General features: G+C 36.8%; 10 protein-coding genes and 4 tRNA genes. 9 read left to right on the top strand and 5 right to left on the bottom strand.

Features of this window, described 5'->3' with window-relative positions:
- The first annotated feature begins 11 nt into the window (after window positions 1–11).
- The 7 genes from EG339_RS07535 to EG339_RS07505 all read left to right on the top strand — a co-directional run bounded on the left by EG339_RS07535 (window position 12) and on the right by EG339_RS07505 (window position 2,930).
- Window positions 12–1,298 carry an N-acetylmuramoyl-L-alanine amidase family protein gene (locus tag EG339_RS07535; protein ID WP_123869671.1) on the top strand — a complete coding sequence of 429 codons (1,287 nt, stop codon included), beginning with the start codon at window positions 12–14 and terminating at the stop codon, window positions 1,296–1,298.
- A 57-nt stretch (window positions 1,299–1,355) separates the two neighbouring features.
- Window positions 1,356–1,427, top strand: a tRNA-Glu gene (locus EG339_RS07530).
- Window positions 1,428–1,919: 492 nt separating this feature from the next.
- A complete protein-coding gene (locus tag EG339_RS07525; RefSeq protein ID WP_123869670.1) occupies window positions 1,920–2,240 on the top strand; it encodes a hypothetical protein in 321 nt (106 codons plus the stop codon).
- A 66-nt stretch (window positions 2,241–2,306) separates the two neighbouring features.
- Window positions 2,307–2,561, top strand: a complete 255-nt coding sequence (gene rpsT, locus EG339_RS07520; RefSeq protein WP_002983073.1) for a 30S ribosomal protein S20 — start codon at window positions 2,307–2,309, stop codon at window positions 2,559–2,561.
- A 9-nt stretch (window positions 2,562–2,570) separates the two neighbouring features.
- Window positions 2,571–2,642 (top strand) — tRNA-Glu (locus EG339_RS07515).
- Between the two features lie 80 nt (window positions 2,643–2,722).
- A tRNA-Glu gene (locus EG339_RS07510) sits at window positions 2,723–2,794 on the top strand.
- Window positions 2,795–2,855: 61 nt separating this feature from the next.
- Window positions 2,856–2,930 (top strand) — tRNA-Glu (locus EG339_RS07505).
- A gap of 144 nt (window positions 2,931–3,074) precedes the next feature.
- On the opposite strand, the gene EG339_RS07500 is transcribed toward EG339_RS07505, so the two are convergent.
- Window positions 3,075–3,995 (bottom strand): ISAon1 family transposase, encoded by a 921-nt coding sequence (locus EG339_RS07500; protein ID WP_228459750.1) that lies wholly within the window; start codon window positions 3,993–3,995, stop codon window positions 3,075–3,077.
- A gap of 37 nt (window positions 3,996–4,032) precedes the next feature.
- On the bottom strand, window positions 4,033–4,386 hold the full coding sequence (locus EG339_RS07495) for an ISAon1 family transposase N-terminal region protein (RefSeq protein WP_123869105.1): 354 nt from the start codon (window positions 4,384–4,386) through the stop codon (window positions 4,033–4,035).
- A gap of 340 nt (window positions 4,387–4,726) precedes the next feature.
- Between EG339_RS07495 and EG339_RS07490 the strand changes: the two genes are divergently transcribed.
- Both EG339_RS07490 and EG339_RS07485 read left to right on the top strand, forming a co-directional pair.
- Entirely contained in the window at window positions 4,727–5,497 is a 771-nt protein-coding gene (locus EG339_RS07490) for a T9SS type A sorting domain-containing protein (protein WP_123869669.1), read from the top strand.
- A gap of 189 nt (window positions 5,498–5,686) precedes the next feature.
- Window positions 5,687–6,466, top strand: coding sequence for a T9SS type A sorting domain-containing protein (locus tag EG339_RS07485; RefSeq protein ID WP_123869668.1), 780 nt, complete (start codon window positions 5,687–5,689; stop codon window positions 6,464–6,466).
- A 306-nt stretch (window positions 6,467–6,772) separates the two neighbouring features.
- Here EG339_RS07485 and EG339_RS07480 read toward each other — a convergent pair whose 3' ends face one another.
- From EG339_RS07480 to EG339_RS07470, 3 genes are all read right to left on the bottom strand, one after another.
- Window positions 6,773–8,134, bottom strand: coding sequence for a hypothetical protein (locus tag EG339_RS07480; protein ID WP_123869667.1), 1,362 nt, complete (start codon window positions 8,132–8,134; stop codon window positions 6,773–6,775).
- A 307-nt stretch (window positions 8,135–8,441) separates the two neighbouring features.
- Entirely contained in the window at window positions 8,442–10,682 is a 2,241-nt protein-coding gene (locus tag EG339_RS07475) for a DUF5074 domain-containing protein (protein ID WP_123869666.1), read from the bottom strand.
- A 25-nt stretch (window positions 10,683–10,707) separates the two neighbouring features.
- Window positions 10,708–11,925, bottom strand: coding sequence for a cell surface protein (locus EG339_RS07470; protein ID WP_123869665.1), 1,218 nt, complete (start codon window positions 11,923–11,925; stop codon window positions 10,708–10,710).
- Window positions 11,926–11,939: the final 14 nt, after the last annotated feature.

Here is an 11,939-nt window from a genome sequence, read left to right as displayed (position 1 = left end):
ATAACTGTAAGATGCACAAACAAAATTTTAAAATAATTTTATCATTTCTCCTTCTCCTAACCAGCAACTTTATTTTCTCCCAAAAGAAGTTCACACTAGTTCTTGATGCGGGACACGGAGGAAGTGATCATGGAGCCAACAGGACTTATTCAGACATTGGAAGAATTGCAGAAAAAGATATTACTCTTGCTATTACTTTAAAGGTTGGAGCCATGCTTGAAAAAAACAGAGACTTCAAAGTAATTTATACCAGAAAGATTGATGAATACCCTTCCTTGTCTGACAGAACGAACCTGGCTAACAGAAGTAAGGCAGATCTGTTTATATCCATCCACTGTAATTCTTCTGCAAGACCTACCGCTTATGGTACGGAAACTTATGTACAGGGGCCTAACCAGAACAATGAGAACCTGGAGGTTGCCAAAAGGGAAAATGATGTGATTTATCTGGATGAAAAAGATAAACAGATCTTTGGATCTTATAACCCTGATTCTCCTGAATCTTTAATTGCATTAAAGTTACAACAGAGTAAATACCTTGAATCCAGTCTTCTTTTAGGCGGATTGGTAGAAGACAACTTTGTAAATAAAGACAAAAGATCTTCAAGGGGTGTTTTCCAGAAAAACCTTCACGTTCTTCGTATGAATGCCATGCCTTCTGTACTGATAGAAACAGGCTTCATTAATCACCCCGAAGAAAGCCATTATATAGCCTCTGAAAAAGGTCAGACTGAAATTGCAGAAAGTATCTATAATGCCATCATTGATTACAAAAAAGCAATTGACAGAAAAGCAGGCGGGTCTTTCACCACTAAAAAACAGGAACCTGAAAAACCAGCAGAAACTCCGCTAAAGAATGATTTCAGAATACTACTGATGAGTTCTCCTACCAAATATAATGAGAATGATCCAGCACTGAAAGGCCTTAATTACATCCTTACCCTTAAAGAGAACGGACAGTACAAATACTATTACGCAGTAACCAATATGGCTTCTGTGAGAGATATAAATCTTAAAACCGCTAAGGATGCAGGATTCAGGAATGCATTTGCAGTAGGATTCATGCCTAACCAGAGAATTAGTATGGGCTATTATACACTTGAAGTATATACCGGAGAAAAACTGAACGGAAATTCATACATCCTTCAAAACCTTAAGGATGTGGAAAGAGAGAAGGAAAATGGCGTTTTCTATTATACTTACGGAAAGGCCTACACCCTGGAAGATGCTGTAAAACTTCAGAAAGAGGTTGAAGCCAAAGGCATTAAGAATACCGTGATTCAAAAAGTTTATAAATAACCAAAAAATAATTTTGAAGTTTAAAAAGGTTTTTCTACTTTTGCAACCTCAAAATTTGGCCTATTCGTCTAGTGGTCAGGACTCAAGATTTTCATTCTTGCAACAGGGGTTCGATTCCCCTATAGGCTACAAAAAAGAGAAACGATACGTATCGTTTCTCTTTTTTATTTTAATATACAGCCCAATTCATCTGAAACAGATTAAACCTGTAATTACATCTTTTCCCACTACAATAAGTCGTCAGGAAAATCAGCCTCAGGAACTATCATTCATTAACAACACTTTAATAAACTTTCTTCTTCATTCCATACTATAATCATCAGATAGTACTTCATGTCATTTATTATATGATATTTCTAATAAAGCTCTAAAACCGACATCAAAATATTCCAATCTCAGTTTACTGGGAATGAAACACTTATTCTCATTACAATAAAAAAATCACAACTTTTTGTCTAAAAAGCGTATCTATTGATGTTATATCTCACAAAAGCCTTATATTTGCAAAAATTTTTTAATAATTTTAACCATAATTGCTAAGACAAATATGGTTACACTGATGAAAAATGTTATTGATAACCCCCAGTTTGTAGACAACTACAAATTATCAAATTTTATATCATGCCGGATTTAAAAATACAAGAAGCGAAATTGCTTTTTAAGAAAATCCACTCTAACCCAAAAAGTTATGATTTACAAATCAATGAAGGCGGGATTACAGGCAAGGATGATAAAATAAGTTTCAGACTTTACAGGACAGGAGAAAGGGTTGCTTTTGAAGTAACAATAGACGGACTTACTTTCACCAATACGACTGGAGAATGGAACAATGCACTGATCATGTTAGGAAATACGATCAAAAAAATAGAGAAAGAACAGGAAAATTTAAAAATAGAACAGGCAATAGATAAGCTTAGAAAGTACCTTACAGAAGAAAATTAATTTTTTTCAAAATAAATTTGGTAGTTTAAAAAAAAGTTTATAGTTTTGCACTCACATTTGAACGATATGGCAAATCATAAATCAGCATTAAAAAGAATCAGACAGAACGAAACTAGAAGACTTCGTAATAGATATTACCACAAGACTGCTAGAACAGCATTGAAAGCCTTAAGAAATGAGGAAAATAAAGCTGCTGCAACAGAGCAACTGCCAAAAGTTATCGCTTTATTGGATAAATTAGCTAAGAAAAATATTATCCACAAAAACAAAGCGGCTAACTTAAAAAGCAAATTAACAAAACACGTTAATAAATTAGCGTAAAAGTATAGCGGCCCGTTCGTCTATCGGTTAGGACCTCAGATTTTCATTCTGGTAAGAGGGGTTCGATTCCCCTACGGGCTACTTAATTTTTAAAAACCACTGAAATCTTACAGTGGTTTTTAAAAACAAAGTAGGAAGCTAATACTTAAAATAATCTAACCGGCCCGTTCGTCTATCGGTTAGGACCTCAGATTTTCATTCTGGTAAGAGGGGTTCGATTCCCCTACGGGCTACATTAAGAGTTGATACTTACAAAAACAAAACTAACACATTACTTGGTAATGGAAGATAGAGGGCCCGTTCGTCTATCGGTTAGGACCTCAGATTTTCATTCTGGTAAGAGGGGTTCGATTCCCCTACGGGCTACCAAAAGGACTTTTTCGAAAGTCCTTTTTTTGTTTCTATACTTATATCTTTAATTCCACTTATCAGATAGTTTTAAAAGTCAGAAAATATTAAATTTTACGTAAAGATTTTACAAACAATTATGGGATCAAGCGCAAAAGTTGGGGACTAGGCAAAAAGTTTAGCTAATCTGAAGATAAAAAAGGTTCTGTCTTTTACTCCTCTGAGCTGCATTCTGAAGTTTTTTATTTTCGCATTGAAAGATTCAGCAGCAGCATTGGTGCTTCTTTGATCAAAGTAGTTGAGAATATTTCTATAATGATTCATTATTGTTTTTCTTAAGGTAGAAAAAGATTTAAACTCTGCTTCTTCCACATTTCTAAACCAATGGGCCAGTTTAGTCATGGCTACAGATTTCGAAATATTCTGGTTATAAATTTTTCTAAGTCCATCAGTCAATTCATATGCCTGTTCCAGATCAGGATACTGGGTAAAAAGGATCGAAGCTCTTTGTTTCTGGGACAGAGTCCATTTCTCACGGCTTTTATATAGTAAATACCTGCTTCTTACCAAGAGCTGTTTCCGGGTATCTCCATTTGCAAAAACTTCTGTTTCAGCTGAGTGACTGTTAAAAGGATTGTTTTCCATTTCAATGGCTTCCCAGCGATGCCTGATCCTGATCTCCTGAAGGGCCTCTATGGACAGCTTCTGAACATGAAAACGATCAATAACCTGTACTGCATCAGGAAAGCAGCGTTGGGCAATACGCTTCATGGAACCCGCCATATCCAATGTAATTTCGTTTACCTTCATCCGAAGTTTTCTGCTGATCTTCAAAAGATGTGTGATGACAAAATCACTCTGGGTACCTTTTATCATAGCAACAATACTTCCTTTTCTCCCTTTTGCTTTTTTGGAGGTAAGAACGGTATAAAGTTCTCCATCAGATAATGCTACTTCGTCTAAAGATAAGGAGGCTGAGACATTTTCAGGGTAAATGATCCAGTCCTCTGCGTGCGGTTTTTGTTCCCAGCTATGATATTCGCTGAGATTATTCTTGTATTGCCTCTGGAAGGTCTTGCCTTTGATCCCGAAAAATTCTGCTATAACTTTTAGGGGAAGAGCTTTAGTGTCTGCTAATTTTTTTTAAGAAGACTGCCAAATCCTTTGTCATCCGTGTGCCTTTCGCTACAAGCTGCCAGTCTCTCTGAAGGATCTCACCGGAGGATTTATCTGTCCATCTCCTTCTTTTAACATGGAGCTTTACGATTTTACCCCGTAATGGATAATCATCTACAATGATTTCAGGTAAAAAGCCCTTGGATTCAAGTCTCCTTTCTTTAAATTCATGGGGAATACTGTTTCTTTCTTCAAAATAAATATGAAGTTCTGCATCATGAGTTTCTGCTTTGAGGATATCAAAGTGCTCTACTAAAAATTCCGGAAGTAATAATTTAAGAAGGTCGTGATCGCTTAACATGATGCAAAGATAAAACTACTTAACATTCCCCCCAACTTTTGAGACTGAGCCCAATTATGCATATTCCAAGGAATCTGAATATATGAATAACAACATGTATTTATCAGCAATTCATTACAATTCCTACTTACTTTTATATGTTCAGCTTTTACCCACAATCTTATTTATTTCAATAGTTTTTAAATATCATTATTATTCTTATTGAAACAGGAGCATCTGTTATTATCATTTTGAGGAATATTAAATTTCATTAAAAATATCACCAAAAATGGAAATACTACTTTCTGCTTCCTCTTTTAATCCTTAAATTTGATAAAACATTCATCAAAAAAATAATAACATGAAATTTAATTTACTTCTGAGAGATAAATCCTCTTTTAAAGCAGCATTAGTTGCATTATGCTTATTTTCTACTCAGTTTCTATTTGGGCAGAACAGAATCTATGCTCATGCACAGAGCTCTGGCGTGTTTGGTGTAGCTTGTCTTGGTTGCCGTGTAGATAATCCATTAAATGCGGTGGGAGGCAATGAGGATGATTATTCTACAATGGTATTGGGAACAGCTTTATTAGGTGGCATTCAACAGACTTTAATTTTTCCAGATCTTAGAGCTGACACAAGACTTGTTGTAGGAATCGGAACAGATAATATCCCTTTATCTGTACAGTTATTAAGCGGTGTAACTCTTGAAACAATGAACGGTGGTACTTCTAATGAAGACCGCAGGACAATAGACATAAGTCTCTTAAAACTGGGAGCCACACCTAACAGGGGTACAGTAGAGTTTAAACCTACGAAACCATATGACGGAATAAGAATTGGATTAACCGGAGGTGTATTGAGCCTTGGAGGCGGATTCAGAATCTATTATGCTTATCAGGATCCGTTAATTCAACTGCTGGCCCACAGTCAAAATGGACAGGTAACCCTTAGTGGAAATGTGAGTGTAGAAGGTTCTGAAGTTTCATTAATGAATACTTTGGGGAAAGAGGTTTACCGCTCTAAGCTAAGAAGCAATACATTTACCCCTAACCAGCCTGGTGGAATTTACATTATGAACCTTCAGACTAAGGAAGGAAAAACATATTCCAAGAAAATCATTATTCAATAAATAGTACATCGCAAGCGGCAATCTTTATAAAGACTGCCGTTTTTTATAAATAAAAGCATTGATTAATAGTTAAAAATAATAATTTATTAAAGCGAATTTCAATTAAATCACAAAAAACTGAAATAAATTATTTAACATAATTATTTTATTTATAAATTTACAAAAAACTAAAAATCAAAATTTTTATATATGAAAACTAATTTATTATTGAGTTCACGCAGTATTAAGACGGCTGTTTTTGCTTCTTTATTATTTCTGGCAAGCAACATGTCATTTGCACAAATTGTAAAATATTATGCAAATGCTCAAGCGAATCAGGTTTATGGCGTATGTATAGGCTGCGGAGTGTTAAATCCAATGAACGCAGTTGGTCCTAACGAGAGTGATTACTCTGTTCTACAGGTATCCATCGGTTTACTGGCCCGTACTGAACAGACATTAATTTTCCCTAACAGTGCTTACACTAACAAATTGGTTATCGGGATTGGTTCTAACGGAACTCCTCTAAGTGCTCAGGTATTAGGAGGTGTGTCTATTGAGACCTTCAACGGAGATGTTTCCAACAACGATTACCAAAATCTAAACAATGACATTTTAAAGCTTGGGGCTGGTGATCCAAGCAAAGGTGAAATTGAGCTTACCATGAATAAACCTTACGACCGTATTAAAATTAATGTAAACGGTGGATTACTAAGTTTAGGAGGTGAGTTTAGAGTATATTACGGATACCAGTACAGAGATCCTTTCATCAGTTTTATGGCCTACGGTCAAAATGGTCAGGTTACTCTGGATAAAAATCTAAAGGTGGAAGGATCAGAGGTTACTCTTATCAACACTTCAGGAAAAGAGGTATTCCGTACCAAATTAAATTCCAATACATTTGAAACCAACCAGCCTGAAGGGCTTTACATTATAAAACTTCGGACGAAGGATGGGAAAACGCATTCAAGTAAGGTTTTACTTAAATAAATAATTAAACATGCCAGAGGGCGGCAGGCTTTTTAAGCCTGCCGCTTTTTTTTATCATTCTATTTAAAATAACCACCAAAGCTCAACACATGAAAACACATTGATTAGCAGGCCGAAGCTCTACATAAATATTTATATAGAGTTGTAAAAAGTCTATTGAAAAACAATACAAAAATAAGGCAGGTAATAAAACCCGCCTTATCTGCACTTGTATACAAATTTAAAATAGACTTGTAATGTTAAACCAAAACTGTTTTAAGATTTCCAGTGCTCCAAACAAATATTAATAGGAATGTTAATCTTTATTTACTGCATCATCCAAGCTATGGCATTGGCATATAAAATACTGTTGTACACAGCTGATGAAGATGATGTACCGATACCGAAATTAGTTTTTGGAATAGGTTTGCCGGAAGCATCTATCCCTGCCGGATAGGATACTGTAGAGGTATTATTTACTGCTCCAAGAGGAAATCCGCCATCACCCCAGAAGAATAGCTTATAGGTTTTATGGACAAAACCCACAACTTGCCCATTATTTGTAGATAAAATATCGACATTAGAACTGTTGATATTCGCATTGGTATAAGAGCTGGAATCATCATTATCATCTCCTACCAGCTTTCCTCTTGCATCTCCAAATGGACCATTAAGGACAGGATGGCTGAGATTGGCTATCGGCTTTACAAGGCCGGTTCCGGTAGCAGCATTATTGGTAGTGGTTCCCCCAAATATCTGATTCAATAATTGGTTAGGTTGTGCCTGCTGTAAGAAAATCATTGCTCTTCCACCTTTATCCAAATAATTTTTGAGAGCTACCGCATCTGCCGCATTAGAAGAATAATCCCATGTGAAAATAATTATGTATGGATTGTATGTGGCTATATTTGTAGCAAGATTTCCAGCTGCTGTGCCTACAGTTTTAATGTCAAATCCCTGTGATGGAACAGTTCCCGTAGGACCAAAATTTGCTGATGACTGTAATATTGTTGTAGGTGCTGTTGTATTTCCAGGATTAGGAGTATACATTCCACCTCCTAAAGATAAGATGACTCTTTTAGGAATCACGCCTGCATTTACATTGACAGAAAAACTACAGGACTGACCTGCGATATTGATTGTAAATGACGCAATCCCTGAAGAAGCTGGATTTCCTGAGATACTAAGAGAGATGCTTCCACTTCCGTTAGCCAGGATTCCCGCAGAAGATGAAGCTATAAGCCCTGAAACTCCTGAAGAGGCAACTGATATGGCAGAATAAGACTGTCCTGTTGCATTAGTATAATTAATGATTTTCGTACCGTTTGCTTGGGTTCCTGCGGTGAAAGTACCGCTAAGAGTCCCACTGGAACAGTCTAAAGTAAAAACAGGATTGGGTGTCGGGCCACATTGATCACAGAGACAATTGGACCATCCTGTAGGTTTGAACACTCTCACACAGCTTAATGTGGAATCATACATAATAGTTCCTATGGCAACATCGCCACCTTTGGGGTTAATCATGTTTTTAGGATCTGCATTGGTAGGAAGAACCAACCCCATATTGTTGATGGTTTCTTTATTGATGTCTAACGCACCTCTGGGGTTGGCCGTACCTATACCTACCTGAGAGAACAAAATATTCACAAAGAATATCAAGGGTAATAAATAATTTTTTCTGTATTTCATTTGGTTTGATTTTGTAGCAAAAGTATATTTTCAGCATCCCGAATTCCAAAAAAACAGGTACATCTTAGATACAACAGTTATAGTATTCATCGCCCTTCAGGCACTCTACATGCATTCTACAGCCTCAATACCGAAACGGGTTCAAGTCTTGATTTTTTATCACAAATACTCTATAAGCTTTTGAATAAAAGACATAAAATTTTTATCATTTTTTCTGATAGTACAAAAAAACGTTCGGTTTTGCCACAAAAAACCCGGCCAATTTCTGGGCCGGATCAGAGTGAAACAAAAATTAGCTATGCTAAAATTAATTTTTAATCAGTTTTTGCTGGTATACAGCTTTATCGGTTGTTGCTTTTAGAATGTACATTCCTTTTGGCAGCATACTTACATTTACCTGCCCGTTGTTGTACTGGATATTAAGAAGTTTACCTGAAACATCATAAAGAGCTACATTTACCACTTTTTCCTGTGTTTTGATATACAGAAGATCTGTAACAGGGTTTGGATAAATGCTGAATTCTATCTTTTTTACCTCTGCTGTTGCTAATGTAGAAGTAATACTGGTCACTTTAAGTGCTCTTTCCACCACTTTTCCATTTGAGTTGAAACTGATTACAATATCAGCTGTTCCAGAACCTACCGGAGTAAGTACCAGTTCTTCATTAACGTTGATATCAGCATAAACAACGGACGGGTTGCTATTTGATTTAATAGTCTTTACAATAGAAGATCCAAAACTGTCTTCGTCAGAAACCAATGTTTTCAGGTCAATAGCAGTAATACCGGATGCTGTAACCTGTGACGGGAATGTATTGCTTATTACCGGGGCTGTATTATCCGGGAAAACTGCTACTGAAGGAAACCAATAATAATCATTCAGGACCTTGGTATCAATAAGAGTACCGCTTGCATTAAAGGTGTGAATCCAGTTTTTCTGGAAATGAGCGCCAAATCCGCTTTCTGTAGTATTGGCAACAAGATTTCCATTAGCCGGATTTACACGTAATGCCGCGCCGTAAGGAATTTGTTTATAAGTTCCCGTCTGTCCCGGTAGTGTAATAAATGTTTCATTAAATACTTTTCCGGTAACATCAAATTTTGCGATCTGATTTCCTGCTTTCATCCAATACAATGTATTCTCTGTATTACTTGCTGTGAAGCTTCCTGCATTCCAGGCTCCCCATGAACCTGAATAGGTTGAAGTTGGAATGTTATAGTATTGAACTGCAAAAGTTGCAGGATCAATATTGGCCAGTTTCTGGCTCTGAATAGCCCAGATACTTCCGTCTTTAGCCTGAACAATAGAATGGAAAGAACCTGCAATAGTATTAATAATTGCATCCGTATTGGGATCTATAATCTGAATTCCTGCCGTTTGATTTACTGCAAAAACATATTTTGAAGTACGGATCATATTTCCAATCTGTGCTGTACCTGTTCCGTTGATCAATCCTCCTATCTGCAGATTATCAATATCAAATAAATAGATTCCTTTAGAGGTTCCGATATATCCTTTATGTTCATTAACCCCAAGGAATGATCTTCCGTCTGCAGTTCCAATAGTATTAAATGTTGCAATTTTCTGTAAAGTTTTTGCATTGGCCACTACCAATCTCCCACCTGGTGTATACTGGGTATCTCCACCATCAGCAGCCTGTTTGGAAACAAAATAGAATTTATCTCCATAAATTGTTCCGTGTGATGTAGTAGCCCCAAAGGCATGGTTATTATTTACACTGCTGTAAGCACGATAGTTAATCTGCCCATTGTTATCAATAAAATTAACAGAACCATTGCCATGCCCGAACCAGTCTTCATTGACCATAAAAAATCCATTGGTAAAATTGGTAGTACCAACATAAGGGGAAACTGGTGTTAAAGTAGCTATGGGAGGAGTTTGAAAAGCAGGGCTGTAATTCCATACATCCCATGATCCGTTTTGAAGAATACGTCCTGTAGATCCGGAACCTGAAGAAGAAAAATCAGGATCTGCCGGATCTTTCACCAAATAAGACCAGAACCCATCATTCCATCCTGATTTCCAGTGGTCATTTACATCTTTTGCGGTGTAATCATCAAAGTCATAAGCTGTAGTTGTTACAATACCATTTACAGGATACAACGGATATGTTGCATTACCATTCTTAATAAGTGCGTTGGAATCCTGCCCGTTCAGATCAAACCCAAGCCCACCTACAGCTGTTCCGTATGGAGTTCCCGGATACAGCAGGCTAAAGAATCTGTGGTCTGCTTTAGCAATTGCCTTTAGCATATCTTCTCCTGTAGCATTTCCGTCCCATCTGAATCCCCATACCAGAGCATCAGGATTCTTGCTGTCATTCCATTGTACTACAAATGCTGCCTGATTGGAACCGGTTCCTACCCAATACTGAATATCTGAAAAACTGATATTGGCAGTAGTATTGGTGATTGTTAAAGGAGTATTTACCGAAATATCATTCCGGGGCACTCCTTGTACTTTTATCTGGGCATTTGTGAAAAATGCGAACAGAAAAAGTATGGTAAAAAGATAAAACTTTTTCATTCTTACTTATTTTATATGTTACGTATTATTTTTTGAAATGTAAATCGTAAGCTCCTGCTACTTCTGTGGATACTTCACCCAGCCATCCTGCTTCCTGGTTTACACCAGTATAAACCTTCACGAAATCGATACCCGGAAGTCTTACATATTTTCCGTTTTGGTCAACAGCCCAGGAAATGTCAATATTGGATGCTTCATCATTATTCGGAGCATTATCTGCATAACCAAAGTCATAAGACTTTCCTACCCAATAGTTTCCTGTCCCGCTCTGATCGTAATAATTATCTTTAAGCCTGGTTCCTGAAAAGCTATAAGAAGCACCTGATAACCATAATGGATAATAGCTTTGTGTATGGAAGGCCATTTTTGTTTTAAATCCTGCATTCCCGATATTATCCTGCCATTTGATGTATTCTACATCGGTCTGCCAGCTATCATTTCCCGGAACAGGGGTTTTATTTTCATCAGGTTTGAAATAGGTAATATTGTAATTTTTCAGTGTTTCATTTTTAAAATATTCACTCCCTGCAATTTCATACCATTCGTCATCATCGGGTTTTCCATTTTTGTTTTTATCATAGGCTACCATTATAATTCCCGGTTCACAGTTTCCGGAGCGGGGGTCATTGGCAGAGTTTCCAAAGAATGCATTTCCTAACACCTTAAAGTCTCTCCCTTCAAGATTAGGGATGGTATGATCGAAACCAAATACAACATAACCTCCATATCCGCCAAGGCTTACCATTGATGGATTAGATCCTACAAGATATCCGTTCACTTTCTTAAGCATATCTGCTTCGGTATTGCCTAATTCATATTCAGGAATCTCATTTGTGAACTGGCCAACGGCCGGACGAAAATCAAATACTTTGGAGATATATTTACTAAAGGTTCCTGCTTCTTTAGTTACTACAATTTTGGATTGAAATACTTTATTAGCTCCCACCTTTAATGTCAAAGGATAAGTAGCGGCCTTTGTACTGATAAATTCCAGCTCAGCATTTTCGGAAATAATTGAGTCTTTAATGCTCCAGGTAACTTTTCCGGAAATATTGGTAGGAATACTCAATACTCTGAAACGTTCAATGGTATACGCGGTATCTAATTTAAATGAAGGAGGAATTACTTCCGGATCTGTAGGAACTGCTGCCACTTCATCATCATTTTGGCAAGAGGCTACCATACCCGCTAAAAAAAGGGATAAAAGCGCGGTTGTTACATACTTAATTGTTTTTTTATTCATGTCTATCAGTTTTG

The organism is Chryseobacterium bernardetii, assembly GCF_003815975.1.
Classification (GTDB): Bacteria; Bacteroidota; Bacteroidia; order Flavobacteriales; family Weeksellaceae; genus Chryseobacterium; species Chryseobacterium bernardetii.
The sequence above is the reverse complement of the archived record's forward strand: the minus strand, read 5'-3'. Positions and strand labels throughout refer to the sequence as shown.